The organism is Apibacter raozihei, from assembly GCF_004014855.1.
GTDB classification, from domain to species: Bacteria; Bacteroidota; Bacteroidia; order Flavobacteriales; family Weeksellaceae; genus Apibacter; species Apibacter raozihei.
In genome coordinates this window covers 737,358-757,160 of the sequence record NZ_CP034930.1, presented here as the reverse complement: position 1 = coordinate 757,160, position 19,803 = coordinate 737,358, and the positions used below count along the sequence as shown (strand labels likewise).

Genomic DNA, 19,803 nt, shown 5'->3' with positions numbered 1-19,803 from the left:
CAATTTAAAATTTTTAACAAAAGATGCGGTACAAAATAATTTTGATCATATTTTAATGCTAATACCCGTCAGAAAATTAAAACCACTTTGTGGATAATAATAAGGGGTATCATCATAATAATAGCCATTATTTTCGTATAAATTATTAAAAATATTATTAAGCAGAAGTTTTATACTGAAATTATTGACTTTTAAAAATTTAGGAGAATATTCAAAAATAAAATCAGAAGTAAAATATCCGTCCAATTTACCATTTCTAGGCTCTTCATTGGTAAGAAACTGGCTGCTTACATATTGATTGGCCCAGTGTATGGTGAAGTTTTCTAATGCTTTCCAGTCAATAATAAAATTCCCAATATAGTTGGGTGAAAAAGCAATATCCGTATTTCCTAGGTTAATTATAGTTCCTTCGGTTTCTTTTTTAAAATTTATATTTTTATTGATGCTCCAGGTTGAATTTGCATTCATACTTATTGCTGGAGATAATTGATATCCTGCAGAAAGTTCAATTCCGGTTCGAAAACTTTTACCACTATTTTCTCGGATAAATGTACCTACGTCATTAATTTTACCACTAAGAATTAATTGATCTATATAATACATACCGTACCAATTCGCTGAATACGAAAATGAGTTTAAATTTTGTTTAATTCCTAATTCTATATTATGTAAAAGTTCTGGTTTAACGTGAGTATTGTTTAAAATATCGTTTCTGCTGGGTTCTCTTTGTGCAAGACCATAGGTTAAATACAAATTTCCGTTATTAAAATCATAAGAAGTTCCAATTTTTGGATTTATAAAATTATAATTTTCACTGAAACTTAAAGGCCCTCCGTTTTTATAAATACTTTCACCACCAGGAGCATCATGTCCGTTATAATGGATGTTTCGATATTGAATATCACCAAATAATTCCAAAGATTTAGTAATTTTATAAATAGATTTTACAAATCCGGAAATTTCTTTCTTTTTAGCCTTGTTTCTATAGTACTCATGATCTTTTTGACTATTGGAAAAATATTCGGCCCAGATAACATTACCAAAATGATCTCCATCATAAATATTTGCCCCAAGACCTATTTCAATTTTCCATTTTTCGAATGAAGCAGAGAGGCGGTTAGTCGTTCCGTAAAAAACATTATCTAACCACTGCCTTCTGATCAAGTCAGAAGAAGTTATCGTTTCATTCCCAATAACTATAGGGGTAATTTTGTAATTAATTAATTTTGAGTTTTGCTTATATTCTTCATAATATCCTTCTCCCTTAGTAACAAATAAGGTAGAACTTAATTTCCAATAAATATTCAATTGTTGTTCAAAATATAAATGATAATGCTCTTGTTTATAATTATCAGTTTCGTTGTTGTAATATCGCTTAATATTGCCGTTTTCATCATAAATTGCCCCGCTGCTGTTAAAAGTCCTTCGTTCGGTCATTTGAATTTTATCGACCCCATTCCATGCTTGATATGACTTTTGTTTTCCTCCGAAAAGCATGATACCTATTTTTGTGTTATTTTTTTCATAAACACCATGAGTATAATATGAAAATAAATCGGAAAAAGCTCGATCTACATATCCGTCAGATTTAATAAATGATACTCTACTGTCAATTTTTATTTTGTCATTCCATAGATTACCCGTTCCTGCTGCAAAAGTATGCTTATGAGTTTTGAAAGAACCTATAGACTGATCTGTCTGGAAATATGCGGTAGATGAGGGTGATTGAGTTTTTACATTGATGCTGGCACCAAATGAACCGGTTCCTTCAGTTGAAGTACCTACTCCTCGTTGTATTGTCAGGTTTGAAACTGAAGAAGCTAAATCGGGCATATTAATCCAAAAAGGACCTTGCGATTCAGCATCATTGACAGGTACGCCATTTAAAGTTACATTAATGCGGGTTTGATCACTGCCTCTGATTCTCATTCCCGTATATCCAACACTATTACCTGCATCTGAAGAAGATACTACGGATAAATTATTTTTTAATAAAGAAGGAATGTCCTGACCTAAATTTTTGCTTTCAAGTTGTTTTTTACCTATACGTTCTCTACTTATAGGAGCTTTAGCAGTAACTACAATATTTTCGAGCTGTATTGAATCTTTTTTTACCTGAGCGTTCACGTAGCAGCCTGTCAAAATGCTAATAAAAATAAAATCCCTTTTTTTCATATTATTAATTTTAATAATAAAAAAGGGGGTGTTTTATATAGGATTAAATAAATAAAGGCTTCAATTTTTGAAACCTTAATCTAATTCTAAGATTTCCCTTGGCAACATTACTTGCCCAGGTTCTTAGGGTATAATCTCAGCCGTTAGTAACAGCACCCCTTTTTATATTTTGTATACTTAATTAAAAAGTAGCTTTAACAAATCTTATATCGTCTTGTTGTGCTTCAGTATTAATTTGATTATCCTCAATTTCTTTTAACACTCTTTTTCCTGCTCTGAATCTTTTTTTCCAGTAAGCCATGTCCAGAGATGAAATTGTTACTCCTTGTGAAGATGAAGCATGAATGAAAAATATTTCACCGCTTGGGCTAACGCTTTCTACAATTCCAACGTGAGAAACTCTGCTTTTAGGTGTATGCGCAAAAAATATTAAATCTCCTTTTTTCAGCTCCTCTTTCGATATCCATGTTCCTTGTTGCGATTGCATAGCAGATGTTCTTGGTAATGAGATATCGAAAGCATCGAAAACATGTTGAACAAATGAAGAACAGTCAATACCGTTTCTGGTTGTTCCTCCATAACGGTAAGGAGTACCCAGATAAGTTTTAGCTTCTGTAATTAAATTATATGCTTCTTTTGTAAAAGACTTTTCGGCATAAATATTGATATTTTCTATTAGAGAATTGTCACTAACCAGAGAGTTGTCTGAAATTAATGCTTTTTCATCTACTTTAGCAACATTAGGCCCTTTAGCTCTAGAACCAAAATTATGAACTAATAAAAATTCATTGGTGGAAGGGTATTTATAAGAATTGTTGCTCACAACATAATTGGAAACACAAGAAGTTGTTGTTGCTGATACGATGAATAAAACAGTAAATAATTTGAATACAGACCTCATATTGGGATGAAATATTTTTTTAGCAGACCAAAAGTACTAATACACACACCAATAAGAAGACTAATTTAACTTTTTTTAGATATATTTAACACACTCCGTATAAGTGTTAAATAAAAGTTAATAAATTTTATGTGATATTTATTGTTATAGGAGTATCTTCTTTAAGATAAAACAGGCCTGATATAGTTTATCCAGGCCTGTTATTTTTTTATTATAATTTGTGATAATTATTAAATGTCTTCAAAATCTACGTTTGTGTAGTTGGAAATATTGGCAGGGTTAGGAGTAGTTTTGTTTTCATCTGCCTGAAGATGAAAGTCATCGCGATGTCTTTCAGAAATAACTTTTTCTCCTGTTTCTTTTATGATGAATGAAGTGGTTTCTTCTAGTATATCTTTAAAATTTTTAAAATCTTCTTTGTAAAGATAGATTTTAAATTTTTTGAATCCCATAGATCCTTCTTCAGATACATTTTTTTTACTTTCAGTAATTGTTAAATAATAATCTCCAGCTTTAGTTTCTCTTACATCAAAAAAATAAGTTCTTTTACCAGCTCTTAACACTTTAGAGAAAATTTCATTTTCTTTCTTCTCTACATTTTCTAAATCATTCATCATATTTAATTTTAGTTTCTATTTACTTGATATAGGTATCAAAAAAATAAATTATTTATCTTTTGCTTATTTGAACGGGACAAAAGTATAAAAATACTCGTATACACACAATTGTTTTTTTATGATTGTTGCTCGGTGATTTGTTTTTTATATAAATCTGAATATAAGCCTTGTAAATCCATTAATTCCCTATGAGAACCTGTTTCAGCAATTCTCCCTTTTTCCAGAATTATAATACGGTTTGCATTTTTAGCCGAAGACACCCGGTGAGTTATAATTATAGTGGTTTTAACATCCATATCATTCTCAATATTAGATAATATTTTTTCCTCTGTTTCTGTATCTACAGCAGAAAGGCTGTCATCGAATAAGAAAATTGTAGGATCTTTAATTAAAGCTCGGGCTATGGAAATACGTTGTTTTTGACCACCGGATAAAGTAACTCCTCTTTCACCGATTTCAGTTTGATATTTATCTTTAAATTCAATAATATTGGAATCGATTTCTGCCTGTCTGGCATACTTTTCTACTTTTTCTAAAGTGGGATTTTCTATACCGTATGCTATATTATTATATATAGTGTCTGAAAAAAGAAAATTTTCCTGAGGCACATATCCTGTTTTTTCTCGTATTAATTCAAGATTGTGTTTATTTAAAGGTATTTGATCTATATATATAGTACCAGAGTCTGGTTCAATGAGACGCTCTAATAATAAGGTGATAGTAGATTTACCAGAGCCGGTCTTACCCATAAAAATAACTGTTTCTCCGGCTTTTATTTCGAATGATATAGAGTTTAGTGCTTTTATGCCTGTGTTAGGGTATGTATAGCTTACATTTTCAAATTTTATGTTTCCTGTAATAGGGTATATATTATAATTATTGTTAATAATATCTTCTTTAACATCTAAAAATTCATTGATTCGTTCCATAGACGCCTCAGCTCTCCTTGTCATAGAGGTAACCCATCCTAAGGCTGTAAATGGCCATATAAGAATGTTTAGGTAAAGAAAAAAGTCTGTTATGGTTCCTACATCAATTTTGCCGCTAATATAACGTTGCCCACCTATATAAAGTATAAAGAGATTACTTAATCCTATGATAAGAAGCATGAGTGGAGAAAAAAATGCTTCTGTTGATGCTAGCGATAATGATTTTTCTCTATATTCATTGGAGCGGGAAATATATTTTGAAATTACATTATTTTCCTGAGTGAAAGATTTAATAACTCGTATACCCGAAAATGAATCCTGCACAAATGAAGAAAGATTTGACTGTTTTTCCTGAACGATTTTAGTCTTTTTATTGATAATTGTGCTTTGACGGTAAATAAAATAAGAAAGAAAAGGAAGAGGTAGAAGAGCATACAATGTCATTATAGGATCTGATAGAAGCATATAAAATAACACAATGATCAGCATGATCACCAAATTAATGCTGTACATAATTCCGGGACCTAAATATTGCCGTACGTTTACCACGTCTTCACTGATCCGGTTCATTAAATCTCCTACTTTTGATTTTTTCAGGAAAGTGAAAGACAAAATCTGATAATGTTTATAAATATTGTTTTTTAGTTCAAATTCAATTTTTCGTGAAGTTACAATGATAGTTTGCCTCATATAAAACTTCATGATTCCAGATAGAATAGGAGCTAATACAATAATACCACCATAAATTAATAATTGTTTGTACAATGCATTTTCATCAGTAATTTTTGTGTTTTTGAGAGTTTCAGCAATTATATTAATGGCTTTGCCTACAAATTTTACAGGGTAAATTGTCAGGAAATTAGCAAGAGTAATAAAAACAATTCCTAAGAAGAGTAATCTTTTATGTTTATAAAAATAAGGATTTAAAGTCTTTAAAGCACTCATATTTGCAAAGGTACAAAAGAAAGAGTTGGTAGTAAAAAATAAAGTGTAACTATATTTTTCTAATTACAGTTACACTTTCTAGGGTTATTATTTTTCCGTCAGGAGTATTATTTTTCTTGTTTAACCAGATATTCAGCAATTTGAACGGCATTTAGCGCCGCACCTTTTCTGATTTGGTCACTTACATTCCAAAATGTAATTCCCTTCGGATTCGTTAAATCTTTTCTTATTCTTCCCACAAAAACTTCATCTTTACCTGACAAAAATAAAGGCATTGGATATTTCTTGTCATTGGGTTGATCTTCCAGAATTACTCCGTCAAAGTTTTCAAATGCCTGTCGAACCTGGTCTACACTAAGTTCGTCTTCAGTTTCTACCCATATGCTCTCTGAGTGTGCTCTTAATACAGGAACCCGTACACAAGTTGCTGAAACTTCAATGTCTGAATGCATAATTTTACGGGTTTCATTAAACATTTTCATTTCTTCTTTTGTATAACCGTTTTCAGTGAAAACATCTACCTGAGGAATTAGATTTAACGCTAACTGATAAGCAAATTTTTCAGAGATTATCTCTTTATTTTCTGCGGCATCTTTCAATTGTTGAATTAATTCGTCCATAGCTGCTGCACCTGCTCCGGAAGCAGATTGATAAGTAGAAACATGTACTTTCTTGATATGAGAAAGTTGTTCAATAGGTTTTAGAGAAACTACCATTTGTATGGTGGTACAATTAGGGTTAGCTATAATGTTTCTCGGAGCATTTAACGCATCCTCTGCATTTACTTCCGGCACTACTAACGGAACATCATTATCCATGCGAAAAGCTGAAGAATTATCAATCATAATAGCTCCATGCTTAGTAATAGTTTGTGCATATTCGATTGAGGTTCCTCCACCAGCTGAAACTAGTGCTATATCAATATCTTTGAAGTCATCGTTATGTTGAAGTTCCTTGACCTTGTACTCCTTACCTTTAAAAGTATACACTTGACCAGTACTTCTTTTTGAACCAAAAAGTGCTAATTCTGATAAAGGAAAATTTCTTTGGTCTAATACTTTGAGAAGTTCTTGCCCTACGGCACCACTTACTCCAACAATTGCGATTTTCATTAATTTATTATTTTTATAGATTTGAGTTAAAATTAAGGTAGCAAGGTACTCCAGAAAACCCTGGGTATCATACTTATGACTAGTGCTAAAGATAAAGCCATAACTATAAGCATCCAAACTTTAATGTTCTGAACTTTTTTTAGTTTACTGTTAAAAATAGTAATTAGTATGGCTACTATAACCATACTGGTAGGATGTTCCACATAATTTCTTCTCATTACTGCATTCGGCATAATTTCTTTAAAGCTTATTTGAGACATACTAAAATATGTAATCAGTAAAGCGATACCAATCAATACCTGTATATGAGTAAGAATTAAAGTGGTTAAGGAAATTTTTCTTACCTGAACTGAAAGTGTACGTTTCTGAAGAAAATAGATAAAAGAAACTACGGTTAATAATAAGACAAATATTAATACAGCCATACCTGTATAATGGTGAATATTCTTTAAAATTAAATACATAAAAAGGTTTATTTTACTTTGCGCTAACAAAAATAGTAAACCTTTACAATATATAGTTAACTTTTATATTTTTTCTTGCAATATAAATGTATCTTTTTACACCTGATCTAAAATATGCTGTGTGATTAATTTTAAGTTAAGCTGATTGGCTACAAAAAATCAGATTTTATATAAAACTATAAAACTTATTTTTTTATAAATAAAGTTTTAGACAAAGGTAATTTCCGTTAATTAAAGTTTAATTTCAACTAATCTATTAGTTAAATGAGTATAATTGTGTAGTCTATTTAATCATTATAATTCTCACTGTGTATATATGTGTATTAATATCCACTTCTTATTAACAACAAAAAGAAGATATTTGGAGATTGATAAACTAGCTTAACGTTTTTATAAAACAAAAGAATCAAGATCATTAAATATATTTACTTAAACTATGAAAAAATTTATTTTATTGTGCTCAATAATGTTTGCTCATTTGGCAACTGCACAGGTTGGTATCGGCAATGATACCCCTGATCAAAAATCAATGTTAGACATTGTTTCTCCAAACAATGACAAAGGAATATTAATTCCGAGAATTACAGAAGCCCAGCGTGATGCAATAAGTGTCGAAAATGCTCAAAATGGCTTAATGGTATATAACACTACGGAAGATTGTTTCAATTATTGGAATCGATTAGAATCAGTTTGGAGCAGTATCTGTGGGAAAGCAGGTAAAGCTGTTTTTGAAATTACCGACTGTTCTACAATTAAAGTTTTCGGCCAATATTTGAATAAAACAGCTTTGGGAAGTAGTAATTATATAAAATTGACTGTAAATGTAACTAAGATTGGTTCATACTCAATTACAGGAATGCCTAATCCAGACAATGGTTATTATTTTTTAGATTCTGGAGAGTTTTTAGCCACTGGTCAATATGAAATTATACTTAAAGGAGCTGGTACTCCAACAAATGTGAATGAAACTCCTGGTGATCTTATCAAATTTGCATTAAATGGTGTTGATTCGTCATGTAATACTACTTATGTAAAAGTTGAAGATTCTTCAATTAAACCATTGTTCACTATGGGTTGCAACAGTGTTAAGGTTAACGGAGTTTATATATTAAATAAATCATTAAATGCTTCAAGTAATACCATTACATTAACATTAAATGTTGATCCATCTGCTTATGGATCAACATATATAATATCAACTAATGAAGTTGATGGAATTAGTTTCAGTGGTTCTGGTCTCTTATCACAAGCAAATCAGGAAGTAACTTTAGTAGGTACTGGTACGCCCACTTCTCTAACTCCTAAGGTTTTGACTATTACGTCAAATAGCATATCATCTGTTGCAACATGTACAGCCACTGTTAACATCGCTTATACAGCAAAAAAAATTCTTGGTATTGGATATTATAATAATGCTTATGGCTATCATTTACAATCAGGTTCAGCTCCGTACAATATGCTAATGGCTCAACAAAATTTTGGAACTTCGGAAAACAGTCTTGTAAAGATTGAAGGATTATCATTTAATTATATTGACGGTGAAACTCAAAGAATGATATCTGGTACTGGAATTATAAATCAGACAGCATTGACTAATGCCTTAAGTCAGAACCCTGATATTATCGTAGTAGGTTATTTCTTAAATTATGATTCAGCAACAATACAACAGCTAACCGATTATGTTTATAAAGGCGGTGTATTAATTTTATTTAGTGAAAATACTTATGCCAATGCAACTATTGTATCGGCTTTTTTCAAAAATTTGTTTGGAGATAATAGCATAAGTGGCTCAGGTGTTAATGGAGGAGGTGTTGCGTATCAATTATCAGGTGTTAACGATGATATTATGGTCGGGCCTTTCGGAGATTTGCGAGGTAAACGATGGGGAGAAGATGCTTCTGCTACATTATCTTTAAGCGGAATTCCATCAGGTAATATTGTAACTTATAGTGGTGCTAACACAGCTACAGGAACAACTACTTATAGTGGAGTTACCATGTTTAAGCATTCTTCATTGAATATTTTCTGGTGTGGAGATGGTGGATTTTTGTCAAATTATAATAGCTATGTAGGACCATCTTATGGCTCAACTTCAGCTGCTCCGTTTGCTGTTGACGCAAGTTATAATCCTATTACAAGGACAAATTGGGCAGGGGGTGATGTTGAAAATTCCAGATTGTTCGGTAATTTAATGTCTTGGGCTATAAAACAAGCTCAATTTAATGGAATAAATACTAACAATTAATATATTTGAATATCTATCTAATGAGAGAGCTTCCGAATAATTCGGAAGCTCTTTTTTTTGTAGGCTTATAGGTTTTTTATAAGATGGGTATATAGGAATAATGTAGTAGGTATGCAAACTGTATAATTAGTGCATTTTTTAAGGTAAATAGAGAGTGTATTATATATAATCTAATGAAGAAGTATTAAGAAAAATATTTGCAGGCTATAAAAGCAAGTAAACCATATAATATTTTAAAACGAAATAACGGATGATCTCTTTGTTTATAATCAATAATGTTTTAACAAACTATAATCAGATGTCTGAGTATTTATAGAATCAATTTTACAAATAAAATAAGGGAGAAAACAAGAGAAAAAGAAGATTTAAAATAAAGCGAAATTTTCTGAGATTATAAAAATAAAAAAAGCATTAAACAAAAGTTTAATGCTTTAGTAGCCCGTAGGGGAGTCGAACCCCTCTTGCCAGAATGAAAATCTGGAGTACTAACCGATATACGAACGGGCCTCGATATCTTGTTACGCTAATGCGTTTACGTGCTTACTTAGTTTTGATTTTAAGTTAGAAGCTTTATTCTTATGAATAATATTTCTTTTAGCTAACTTATCAATCTGAGAAAAAACAGCGGGTAATTTTTCGCTAGCAACAGATTTATCAGTTTCAGTTCTCAACTCCTTAATAGCAGTTCGAGCAGATTTATGATAGTACTTGTTACGTAATCTTTTTACGTGATTCTGTCTTACTCTTTTTAATGCTGACTTATGATTTGCCATATTATTAATTCTCTTTCTTATTTTATTTGCGGGTGCAAATGTAATACATTTTTTTGAACCAGCAAATAATTTTTCATTTATTACTTACTTAGTAGACCCACAGGGATTCGAACCCCGACAAACGGTACCAAAAACCGGTGTGCTACCGTTACACCATGGGTCTGTACCAACAAAAAAACCTTTAATAAAAAGGCTTGTGTTTGTTGTGGGCGATGCAGGGTTCGAACCTGCGACCCCCTGCTTGTAAGGCAGGTGCTCTGAACCAGCTGAGCTAATCGCCCAATTTAAAAAACAAAGATGTTTAAGAACTTATGTTGTTACTTTGTTTCGTAATTGGATTGCAAATATACGTACATTTTTTAATCTTGCAAATAATTTTTTAAAAAATTTCGGAGACTACAAAATTGCTTCCCCCTACAAAGATTATATCGTCTTTGTAAGATTCTTTAACAGCGACTTTTAGCCCTTCAGGTACTGAGCTGAATTTTTTGTAATTTTCAAAATATTTTTTTATTTTTTCTTCATAGTCATCTGGTGAAAGACCTCTTTCTAATGATGGTTTGACAAAATAGTAATAAGCATCTTTTGGTAATAACGGAAAAATCGAATCAAGATCTTTACCCTGAACAAATCCGATCACTATTCTCAGGTGTTGATAAGTAAGTTGTTTAAATTGTTTTGCCAGGTGCCGAAAACCATCTTCATTATGAGCCGTATCACAAACAATCATCGGGTTCTTATCCTGTAGTAATTCCCATCTTCCTCTGAAACTCATATTAGCATTAACATTTATAAATCCATTTCTAATATTTTCTTCTGATATCGTATATCCCTTTTTCCGAAGGGCGTAAACTATCCCCAAAGCTGTTTTTTTGTTTTGTTCCTGATAATTGCCTTTTAAATCAGAAGGATAAGATTCTTTAATCAAATTAGCATCATAATAATCGGAACCTCGTTCTTCCGCAATTTGAAAAAGCAATTGTTTTATGTCAGTCTTGGTTTCACCAATTATAACAGGAATTTTAGGTTTAATTATGCCTGCCTTCTCCCAAGCGATTTTTTCAAGTGTATTTCCTAATAAATCGGTATGATCCATAGATATGTTGGTAATAGCAGCAACTTCCGGATTAATAATATTTGTAGAATCCAGCCTTCCGCCTAAACCTACTTCAATAACCGCTATATCAACATTTTCACGGGCAAAATAAGTAAACGCCATAGCCGTAGTAAGCTCAAAAAATGAAGGATTGAAGTTACTTGAAAAATGTGCTTTTATCTTTGTAAGAAATTGATAAACAAATTCTTGAGAGCATTCATTTCCGTCAACACGAATTCTTTCAGTAAAATTTTTCAGGTGTGGGGAAGTATAAAGACCGGTTTTATAACCTGCTTCTTTTAAGATAGAGGCTGTCATATTTGAGGTGCTTCCTTTACCGTTTGTGCCAGCAATATGAATCGATTTGAATTTATTTTGAGGATTATCCAAAATAGCGCAAAGCTTTAAAATATTTTCAAAGCCAGGTTTATATGCAGATTTTCCAACATTTTGAAAATTTGAAACCTGTGTGTATAACCACTTAAGTATATCTTCGTAATCTTCCATAAACTAATGCTATTTTAATTTATTAAAAATCAAAAATACAATAATTGTTTGTTTAATATTAAGTTAATTTTTTCTTATCCTAAAGTGAATTTGTAATCAGATTAATTTAAATTTTTAAAATGTTAACTTTGGTACCTAATTTTTTTAATAAGTATAAGTTTAAAATCAGCTCCAAACATCATGAGTAATATTAGCAAGGTATTTTTAGATTTATTTAAAAATGAGAAAACGGCCGGTATTGTATTAATAATCTGTACAGTATTTTCATTAATCATAGCTAATTCAGTATTTCAAACCTCGTATCTTGAATTTTGGGAAACTCCTTTAAGAATACAGTGGGGCGAATTTAATTTTTTAAGTCATCATGGAAAGCCTTTAACTCTTGCAGCATTTATAAATGATGCATTAATGGCTATATTTTTTCTGATGATTGGGCTTGAACTAGAGAAAGAAATATACATCGGAGAGCTTTCAAACCCTAAAAAAGCGCTTTTACCGGTTATGGGAGCGCTGGGAGGAATGCTGGTTCCTGCTGGTATCTATCTATATTTCAATTACGGCACAGATACACAGTCTGGTGCGGGAATTCCTATGGCTACCGACATTGCTTTTGCATTAGGTATTTTGTCTTTAGTGGGTAAAAAAGTTCCTTTAGCATTAAGGGTTTTTCTTACAGCACTTGCAGTTATTGATGATTTAGGAGCGATTATAGTTATTGCCCTTTTTTACACTCAAGATCTTTCATTGATTTCATTAAGTGCAGCCGCAGGAATTTGGCTGCTATTATTTATTTTAAATAAATTAAAAGTAAAGCTTTTACTACCGTATATGGTAGGAGGAATTATAATGTGGTATTTTATGCTTAATTCCGGAGTTCATGCAACGATAACCGGGGTACTTCTTGCATTTGTTATACCCTTTGGAGATGGAGAGAAAAATAGTATTTCTAACAAGTTGCAATCAGCTCTGCATTATCCTGTAAGTTATCTTATTTTACCGGTATTTGCACTAGCCAATACAGCGGTAATTATAGAAGGTGACCTGGGCGGAATATTTGCTCAGCATTATAGCATGGGTATTTTCTTAGGATTATTTGCCGGTAAACCTCTCGGAATAGTTTTATTTGCCTTCATAGCATGTTTGTTAGGCCTTTGTAAACTACCTCATGGAATAAACTGGAAGCAAATGATTGGAGTTGGCTTTTTAGGCGGTATAGGATTTACTATGTCTATATTTATTACTTTGTTAGCTTTTGACCCTATAACACATCAGGATTATATAAACAATTCCAAATTTATGATTTTGATAACTTCGTTATGTTCAGCACTGGCAGGCTATTTATATTTGTCATTTATTTACAGGGAAAAATAGGCTGTTACTAACATATATTAAATACATGATTTTTACTTAACGGGCCATGAGGAAATTATTTCTAACCATTTTATTAACATCAATTATTATGATAACAAACTCTCAGATATACAAGACGGAAAAATATATAGACGAGAATGGATATGAATTTGAATCGGTAACAAACGATACATCCAAAACCAGAATTTATACATTAAAAAACGGGTTAAAGGTATATTTATCACAAAATAAAGATGAACCACGTATACAAACATATATTCCGGTTAGAACAGGATCTGCTAACGATCCGTCCGATAACACAGGGTTGGCACATTATCTGGAGCATATGATGTTTAAAGGAACATCCAAAATAGGTACTATTAATTGGGAAGAAGAATCACGTCTTCTCTCAGTTATAGAAGATTTGTATGAACAGCATAAAGCGGAAAAAGATTCGCAGAAAAAGAAAGAAATTTACAGAAAGATAGATGAAGTTTCTCAGGAAGCTTCTAAATATGCGATAGCTAATGAATATGATAAAATGCTGTCAGCTTTAGGGGCAAAAGGAACTAATGCTCATACTTGGCTGGATGAGACTGTATATAAAAATAATATTCCTGCAAATGAATTGGAAAGATGGCTGACAGTAGAAAGTGAACGCTTTTCCGAACTGGTTTTGAGATTATTTCATACAGAACTCGAAGCTGTATATGAAGAATTTAACAGGGCGCAGGATAATGATAGCCGGTTGGTTAATTATGAATTGATGGCAGCTCTTTTCCCCACTCATAATTATGGACAGCAAACGACAATAGGAAAGCCTGAACATCTTAAAAATCCTTCTATGAAAGCAATACATAAGTATTTCAGTACTTATTATGTACCTAATAATATGGCTGTGATTCTTGTAGGGGATTTACAATTTGATACGACAATTGTTTTAGTAGATCAGTACTTTGGCTCATTTTCATATAAAGAACTGCCGATAAAGAAAAAAGTAGAGGAGAAACCCATCACATCTGTAATAGAAAAAATAGTTAAAAGTCCTTCTGCAGAGAGGCTGCAACTAGCTTTTCGCACAAAAGGAGCCGGTAGTAAAGAGGCTTTATATGTAAAAATGATTGATATGATCTTAAATAACTCCGGTGCAGGGCTTATAGATATGAATATAAATCAGAAGCAGAAGGCTCAGGGAGCAGGTTCTTATACTATGGCATTTAATGAATATGGCATACATTCTTTATATGGAGCACCCAGAGAAGGGCAAACGCTTAAAGAACTGGAAAAATTACTTGTTGAACAGATTGACCAAATAAAAAAAGGTAAGTTTGAAGACTGGTTATTAAAAGCTGTTATAAATGATTTAAAAACTCAGAGAATCAAGCGATGGGATTCCTCTGATGGAGTTGCAACTCAAATGTATAATACATTTATCCAGAATAGATCATGGGAATCAGTATTAGAAGAATTTAATACCTTAGATACAATAACTAAGAAAGATTTAGTAGATTTCGCTGAAAATTTCTATAGTTCCAATTATGTGGTTATTTATAAAGAAGAAGGGAATAATGAAAAATTAGTAAGAGTAGAAAATCCAAAAATTACTCCAATAAAATTAAATCGTATAGATGTCTCTGAATTTTATCAAAAGTTCTCCAATCTTACTGTAAGTGAAATAGAACCTCATTTTATTGATTTTCATAATCTGATATATAAGGAAGATCTAAAAAGTATACAGTTTAGTTCAATTAAAAATAAAAGTAATGACCTGGGGGAATTATACTATATTTTTGATTTCGGTTCCGATAATGATAAGTATCAGGCATTAGCATTAAGTTACTTAGATTATCTGGGAACAAATCAATATAATAAATCCCAGTTAGAACAAGAATTTTATAAAATAGGAATAACCTATACCTTAAGAATTCAAAATGAAAAAATTTATATAAGCTTACAAGGTCTTGAAGAAAATATACCAAAAGGTATTGAACTTCTTGAGCATTTGTTAGCAGATGCCATACCTGATAATGAAGCATATAATGACTATGTACAGACCATAATTAAAAGCAGAAAAGATTCAAAGCTCAACAAACAATCCATTTTTAATGCATTGGCACAATATGCGAGGTTTGGAAAAAATAACCGTTTACGCGATATAATTTCTGATGTGGAACTTCAGGCGATAGAACCAGAGCAACTTATGCGGTATATACATCAATTGTTATCGTATGAGCACGAGATATTTTATTATGGACCATCTGAAGATTTCATAAAACAAGCGATAATTAAATTTCATAATTTAGGTAAAAAGAGCAAGTTTCCTCAAACCTCTCCATATGTAGAACAATCTCCCGAAAGTATCATTTATTTTACTCCTTATGATATGGTGCAGACGGAAATATTATTTCAATCGAAAGGGGATAAATTTGATGTGAAAAAGCTGCCATTGGCAAAAGTATTTGGAGAGTATTTTGGAGGAGGACTTTCCTCAATAGTCTTTCAGGAAATCAGAGAAAGTCGTTCGCTCGCTTACTCTGCTTATGCAGGTTATTCTGTAGCAGCAGAAAAAGATAAAAACGATTTTATTATTTCTTATATTGGAACTCAGGCAGATAAGCTTTCTGAGGCTGTACAGGCTATGAATCAGTTAATGGATACCATGCCGGAAGTTGAAGAACAATTTGAAAATGCCAAAAGAGGAGCACTTAAACAAATAGCTTCTGATAGAATTACTAAAGCAAATATTTTTTGGGCCTATTTTGCTGCAAGAAAAAAAGGAATTGATTATGACGTAAGAAAAGACGTGTATAACAGAATATCTACCTTGAAAATATCTGATTTAAGAGACTTTTTTAATAAGGAAATAAAAGGACGAAAATTTAATGTTTCATTAATTGGTAAAAAAGAAAACCTTGATTGGGAATCTGTTCAAAAATTAGGACAAGTTAAAGAACTTAATTTGCAGGAATTATTTAATTATTAAAAAAACAGTCCTATTTTATTTAATAATATGAAAAAAGGTACAGAGTTTTAATCTGTGCCTTTTTTCATAATTAAAATATATTTTGCTTTCAATTGTCTACTCTTATAAGAGCGCTCTTATTAAATAATTAATAACAATAATAATAAGTATTATGGACACAAAATTTGAAACAAAACAATATTGGGAAAATGAATACAAAACAATAACCCAGTTTGATGGAGATGAGCCGGATCGCTGGATTAAAGCGCTGGAAAAAGAAAATAAAATAAAGGGAATGGTGTTGGATTCAGGGTGCGGGTCCGGAAGAACTTCTGTGTATCTTGCGAAGCTAGGCTATGATGTAACCGGAGTAGATATATCTTCCAACGCGATAAATAAAGCTAAAAATAAGTTAAAAACAGAAAAACTGACATTTCATCAAGGTGATATATGTGAATTTTCTGAATTTAAAAATTGTTTTGATACAATTATAGATATTGGTTGTTTTCATTCAATAATGAGTCACGAAGATTGTTTAAAATACACACAAAATCTCTTTCGGATTTCAAAACCTAAATCAAGAATATATTTAAGAGCCTTTAGTGACAAAAATATAAAACAAAATAGTAAGATGGATAAGCCAGGACTACCTGCTATATCAGAGCAGAAAATAAGAACATGTTTTCCAGCTGACTTTTGGAATATAGTTCAATGTGAAGAAAAAGAAATAGATTTGTTGGTTTATGGGAATCTTTATAAGAAAGGTTATTGTTGGTTTGTAGAAATTGAATGCAAAAAAAGATAAATGCAACTTCTAACTCCCAGATTATTATTGAATAGCTTTAAACCGGTTAATCTTCATATCATCCGTACATTAAAAGGTTATTGGGAGTATTAAGTTTCTCAGTAAATTCCGAAGTAAGTGAATATTAAGGAATCTTTTTCAACCTATAATTCATCCCGCTTTCAATATGTTCGTTAAAAATACGGTTGAAAGCAGGATGAATTAAGCTGTATGTGAGTTGGGCTGAAAATGAACACATTAACTCATTCTGAAATTTAATAAGATGCAAATTGAATATAGGCATTTAGAAAGTACGGATCTTTTATTATAAAAGATTTTTTATAAAATTTAATATATAAAGTCTGATACTTCATGAATTTTTTTTAATTTGGCATTAAGTAATAAATCATTTATTATGAATTTCGAAATAAATTGGGAATAAACAAATTAATCAATATAAATTTAAAATCGGTATCCAGGCAAGTGAATTTGCTTGAAATATTTATTGCCTACCAGATTACCTAACAGATTTTGCACGAAAAAAAGATGTAAACATAAAGAACAGCAATTTATATCTTTGGTAAAACATTACTCTGTAGGTAAAAGAAGATTTTTATTAGTGTGATTTAATTTTTTTATGTTTTTTATTTAAAAACATAAAATTTTTTCAAAAAAAGTATGAAAATTTTCATTTAATCCAAAATAAAAATTGCTTAAAATAATAAAAATGAGAAAAATTTTAGTTTTAGTATTAGCACTGTCAGCTGTGGCAGTAAATACAAGTTGTAAGAAAGAAATAAATAAAATTGGAAATACAGTTTTAAAAAGTAACCTGTCTGATGCAAATGCTATAATAGATTTTAATAATAATTTTCTAGATTCTTATAAAAGTTCTACTGATAATATTGAAAGTATTTTAAAATATTCTCAGGCTGCAGAAACTAAAGCAAAAGGCGGAAGAGTATTAATTATGCCAATGGTCATAAATATTAGAGATTTTAATATTAGTAAAATAAAAGAAATTCCTTCAGGGTTTGGTAAAGATAAAGATGCTATCGAAAAAGATTTCAACACGTATAAAGCAAAAATTGAAAGTATAAGAAAAAAGAGTGAAGAATTAAAATCTTACATAAATGCTGAGGATTATAAAGATGACAGCGGAGCTAAAGCAGAAAGATTAAATAAGGAAATTGAAGCAGAAGCTCAGGCTTTTTATATTGTTGGCGAAAGTATAATTACTAAAATAAAACCGGCAACCGATCTGGCAGAAGAGGAAATTTTAAAAGATCATCCTATGAAGAAGTATATTATCTCTTCAAAAGGAATTATAAATTTGTTGGACTCTACGATGGAAATTTTGGAAAAACAGTATACGGGAGGGTTTAATGAGTCCGTTGCAAAAAACAAATATGATGAATTGGAAAAAGCCGTTGGAAACAATGAAAAGCTTGATTTTAACGTGACAGATTCTCAATATTCCAGCAAAAAAACGCAGTTTGAATCAGTAAATACAAAAGCGAGAAACTTTCTCGATAATTACCGGAAATTAATACGAAATTCTAAAGAGACCGGTACAATTTCTGACGGTGATATTAGGAGTTTGGACTCCTCATATGAATCTGTTCTAAGTTCTTATAACTCATTTGTAAAATAAACAATACTATAAATAATTATTCTGTTTACAAAATACAAAAATCTCTATCCGTTTTTTTGTTTTATAAGTTGGCAGCTAAGTATTTATAATATATAAAAATAACCTCCGGAGCAGATTTTATATAAATCCATCTCCGGAGGCTATTGTATATGTAAACTTGTAACTTACTTTAATTTGTTAAATATATAAATCCAGATCGCCTTTCCCTTTCCTTAAAAGAACGGGTTCGCCGGAAGTTACATCAACGACCGTAGAAGCCGTATAATCACCAACCCCGCTATCAATCACTAAGTCTACTAACTTATCATATTTTTCTGCAATTAATTCAGGATCTGTTGAGTATTCCATAATTTCGTCATCACTATGAGTAGAAGTAGAAGCAATGGGATAACCCAATTTTTCGACAATCATTCTTGGAATGTTATGATCAGGAACTCTGATTCCTACCGTTTTTTTGCTTTTATAAGTAGTTGGTAAGCTATTAGAAGCATTAAGAATAAAAGTAAAAGGTCCGGGTAAAGCTCTTTTAAGTAATTTAAATATAGTATTGTCTATAGGTTTGGAAAACTGAGATAAATTGCTTAAATCGCTGCAAATAAAAGAAAATTGAGCTTTTTCAAGTTTTACACCTTTTATTTTAGATAAGCGTTCCATAGCTTTATGATTAAAGATATCACAACCCAGTCCATAAACAGTATCGGAAGGATAAACAATAATTCCTCCTTTTTTTAGAACTTCCACTACCTCATTAATTTGTTTTTCTGATGGATTGTCTGGATGAATCTTTAAAATTTTTGCCATTTTATTTATTGACTTTTAATTCGTTTTTTCAAAATCAAGAGATACAGAATTAACGCAATAACGCAAACCTGTCTGTGTTGGCCCGTCATTAAATACATGTCCCAAATGACTACCGCAATTGGCACAAAGAATTTCCACCCGGGTCATGTTATGGGATCTATCTATTTTCTCAATAATTCTTCCTTTTTCAATTTCTCGGTCAAAACTTGGCCATCCGCAATGTGAATCAAATTTTGAGTTACTGTCAAATAAAACAGCACCACAAGCTTTACAGGTATAAATTCCTTTATCAAAATGCATGTAAAATTTGCCGCTATAAGGAGCTTCCGTACCTTTTTCCCGAAGCACATAATACTCTTCCGGTGAAAGTTCACTTTTCCATTCTTCTTCAGTTTTTTCAGTCTTCATGTCCTGTATATTAGATTCAGATATTTTTCTCTTACTAAGAAATATAATAATGATAAAAATTAATAAAGTTTTATAAACAT

The 19,803-nt window shown here is 31.2% G+C and carries 15 protein-coding genes and 3 tRNA genes; 5 read left to right on the top strand and 13 right to left on the bottom strand.

Annotated elements, in window-relative coordinates:
• Window positions 1–45: 45 nt before the first annotated feature.
• From EOV51_RS03425 to EOV51_RS03400, 6 genes are all read right to left on the bottom strand, one after another.
• Entirely contained in the window at window positions 46–2,175 is a 2,130-nt protein-coding gene (locus EOV51_RS03425) for a TonB-dependent receptor (protein ID WP_128149875.1), read from the bottom strand.
• A 181-nt stretch (window positions 2,176–2,356) separates the two neighbouring features.
• Window positions 2,357–3,076, bottom strand: a complete 720-nt coding sequence (locus tag EOV51_RS03420) for a C40 family peptidase (protein WP_128149873.1) — start codon at window positions 3,074–3,076, stop codon at window positions 2,357–2,359.
• 230 nt (window positions 3,077–3,306) lie between these two features.
• Window positions 3,307–3,690 (bottom strand): DUF3276 family protein, encoded by a 384-nt coding sequence (locus EOV51_RS03415; RefSeq protein ID WP_128149872.1) that lies wholly within the window; start codon window positions 3,688–3,690, stop codon window positions 3,307–3,309.
• A 119-nt stretch (window positions 3,691–3,809) separates the two neighbouring features.
• Window positions 3,810–5,567 carry an ABC transporter ATP-binding protein gene (locus tag EOV51_RS03410; RefSeq protein WP_128149870.1) on the bottom strand — a complete coding sequence of 586 codons (1,758 nt, stop codon included), beginning with the start codon at window positions 5,565–5,567 and terminating at the stop codon, window positions 3,810–3,812.
• Window positions 5,568–5,674: 107 nt separating this feature from the next.
• Window positions 5,675–6,679, bottom strand: a complete 1,005-nt coding sequence (locus EOV51_RS03405; protein ID WP_128149868.1) for an aspartate-semialdehyde dehydrogenase — start codon at window positions 6,677–6,679, stop codon at window positions 5,675–5,677.
• A 32-nt stretch (window positions 6,680–6,711) separates the two neighbouring features.
• A complete protein-coding gene (locus EOV51_RS03400; RefSeq protein ID WP_128149866.1) occupies window positions 6,712–7,143 on the bottom strand; it encodes a hypothetical protein in 432 nt (143 codons plus the stop codon).
• Window positions 7,144–7,579: 436 nt separating this feature from the next.
• Between EOV51_RS03400 and EOV51_RS03395 the strand changes: the two genes are divergently transcribed.
• The gene (locus tag EOV51_RS03395) at window positions 7,580–9,388 is read left to right on the top strand and encodes a hypothetical protein (protein WP_128149864.1); all 1,809 of its coding nucleotides are present in this window, start codon (window positions 7,580–7,582) and stop codon (window positions 9,386–9,388) included.
• A 435-nt stretch (window positions 9,389–9,823) separates the two neighbouring features.
• On the opposite strand, the gene EOV51_RS03390 is transcribed toward EOV51_RS03395, so the two are convergent.
• From EOV51_RS03390 to EOV51_RS03370, 5 genes are all read right to left on the bottom strand, one after another.
• Window positions 9,824–9,895, bottom strand: a tRNA-Glu gene (locus EOV51_RS03390).
• Between the two features lie 11 nt (window positions 9,896–9,906).
• Window positions 9,907–10,161 carry a 30S ribosomal protein S20 gene (gene rpsT / locus EOV51_RS03385; protein WP_128149862.1) on the bottom strand — a complete coding sequence of 85 codons (255 nt, stop codon included), beginning with the start codon at window positions 10,159–10,161 and terminating at the stop codon, window positions 9,907–9,909.
• Window positions 10,162–10,253: 92 nt separating this feature from the next.
• Window positions 10,254–10,324, bottom strand: a tRNA-Gln gene (locus EOV51_RS03380).
• 43 nt (window positions 10,325–10,367) lie between these two features.
• Window positions 10,368–10,442: transfer RNA gene (locus EOV51_RS03375), tRNA-Val, on the bottom strand.
• A 98-nt stretch (window positions 10,443–10,540) separates the two neighbouring features.
• Window positions 10,541–11,764: a bifunctional folylpolyglutamate synthase/dihydrofolate synthase gene (locus tag EOV51_RS03370; protein WP_128149860.1), complete on the bottom strand. Its 1,224-nt coding sequence runs from the start codon at window positions 11,762–11,764 to the stop codon at window positions 10,541–10,543.
• 180 nt (window positions 11,765–11,944) lie between these two features.
• Here EOV51_RS03370 and nhaA point away from each other — a divergent pair, with 180 nt between their 5' ends.
• From nhaA to EOV51_RS03350, 4 genes are all read left to right on the top strand, one after another.
• Window positions 11,945–13,135, top strand: coding sequence for a Na+/H+ antiporter NhaA (nhaA, locus tag EOV51_RS03365; RefSeq protein WP_128149858.1), 1,191 nt, complete (start codon window positions 11,945–11,947; stop codon window positions 13,133–13,135).
• Window positions 13,136–13,181: 46 nt separating this feature from the next.
• Window positions 13,182–16,097, top strand: a complete 2,916-nt coding sequence (locus tag EOV51_RS03360; protein ID WP_128149856.1) for a M16 family metallopeptidase — start codon at window positions 13,182–13,184, stop codon at window positions 16,095–16,097.
• A 151-nt stretch (window positions 16,098–16,248) separates the two neighbouring features.
• On the top strand, window positions 16,249–16,881 hold the full coding sequence (locus EOV51_RS03355) for a class I SAM-dependent methyltransferase (RefSeq protein ID WP_128149854.1): 633 nt from the start codon (window positions 16,249–16,251) through the stop codon (window positions 16,879–16,881).
• Between the two features lie 706 nt (window positions 16,882–17,587).
• The gene (locus EOV51_RS03350; protein ID WP_128149852.1) at window positions 17,588–18,514 is read left to right on the top strand and encodes a DUF3829 domain-containing protein; all 927 of its coding nucleotides are present in this window, start codon (window positions 17,588–17,590) and stop codon (window positions 18,512–18,514) included.
• A 177-nt stretch (window positions 18,515–18,691) separates the two neighbouring features.
• Here the strand turns inward: EOV51_RS03350 and EOV51_RS03345 are convergent, their stop codons facing one another.
• Both EOV51_RS03345 and msrB read right to left on the bottom strand, forming a co-directional pair.
• Complete coding sequence (locus tag EOV51_RS03345) at window positions 18,692–19,315, bottom strand: L-threonylcarbamoyladenylate synthase (protein WP_128149850.1); 624 nt, start codon at window positions 19,313–19,315, stop codon at window positions 18,692–18,694.
• 15 nt (window positions 19,316–19,330) lie between these two features.
• On the bottom strand, window positions 19,331–19,723 hold the full coding sequence (gene msrB, locus EOV51_RS03340; protein ID WP_128149848.1) for a peptide-methionine (R)-S-oxide reductase MsrB: 393 nt from the start codon (window positions 19,721–19,723) through the stop codon (window positions 19,331–19,333).
• Window positions 19,724–19,803: the final 80 nt, after the last annotated feature.

Bases quoted from the DNA above. Each gene is read 5' to 3' on its own strand.
- EOV51_RS03425 (WP_128149875.1), bottom strand. From the start codon at position 2,175: ATGAAAAAAAGGGATTTTATTTTTATTAGCATTTTGACAGGCTGCTAC.
- EOV51_RS03420 (WP_128149873.1), bottom strand. From the start codon at position 3,076: ATGAGGTCTGTATTCAAATTATTTACTGTTTTATTCATCGTATCAGCA.
- EOV51_RS03415 (WP_128149872.1), bottom strand. From the start codon at position 3,690: ATGAATGATTTAGAAAATGTAGAGAAGAAAGAAAATGAAATTTTCTCT.
- EOV51_RS03410 (WP_128149870.1), bottom strand. From the start codon at position 5,567: ATGAGTGCTTTAAAGACTTTAAATCCTTATTTTTATAAACATAAAAGA.
- EOV51_RS03405 (WP_128149868.1), bottom strand. From the start codon at position 6,679: ATGAAAATCGCAATTGTTGGAGTAAGTGGTGCCGTAGGGCAAGAACTT.
- EOV51_RS03400 (WP_128149866.1), bottom strand. From the start codon at position 7,143: ATGTATTTAATTTTAAAGAATATTCACCATTATACAGGTATGGCTGTA.
- EOV51_RS03395 (WP_128149864.1), top strand. From the start codon at position 7,580: ATGAAAAAATTTATTTTATTGTGCTCAATAATGTTTGCTCATTTGGCA.
- rpsT (WP_128149862.1), bottom strand. From the start codon at position 10,161: ATGGCAAATCATAAGTCAGCATTAAAAAGAGTAAGACAGAATCACGTA.
- EOV51_RS03370 (WP_128149860.1), bottom strand. From the start codon at position 11,764: ATGGAAGATTACGAAGATATACTTAAGTGGTTATACACACAGGTTTCA.
- nhaA (WP_128149858.1), top strand. From the start codon at position 11,945: ATGAGTAATATTAGCAAGGTATTTTTAGATTTATTTAAAAATGAGAAA.
- EOV51_RS03360 (WP_128149856.1), top strand. From the start codon at position 13,182: ATGAGGAAATTATTTCTAACCATTTTATTAACATCAATTATTATGATA.
- EOV51_RS03355 (WP_128149854.1), top strand. From the start codon at position 16,249: ATGGACACAAAATTTGAAACAAAACAATATTGGGAAAATGAATACAAA.
- EOV51_RS03350 (WP_128149852.1), top strand. From the start codon at position 17,588: ATGAGAAAAATTTTAGTTTTAGTATTAGCACTGTCAGCTGTGGCAGTA.
- EOV51_RS03345 (WP_128149850.1), bottom strand. From the start codon at position 19,315: ATGGCAAAAATTTTAAAGATTCATCCAGACAATCCATCAGAAAAACAA.
- msrB (WP_128149848.1), bottom strand. From the start codon at position 19,723: ATGAAGACTGAAAAAACTGAAGAAGAATGGAAAAGTGAACTTTCACCG.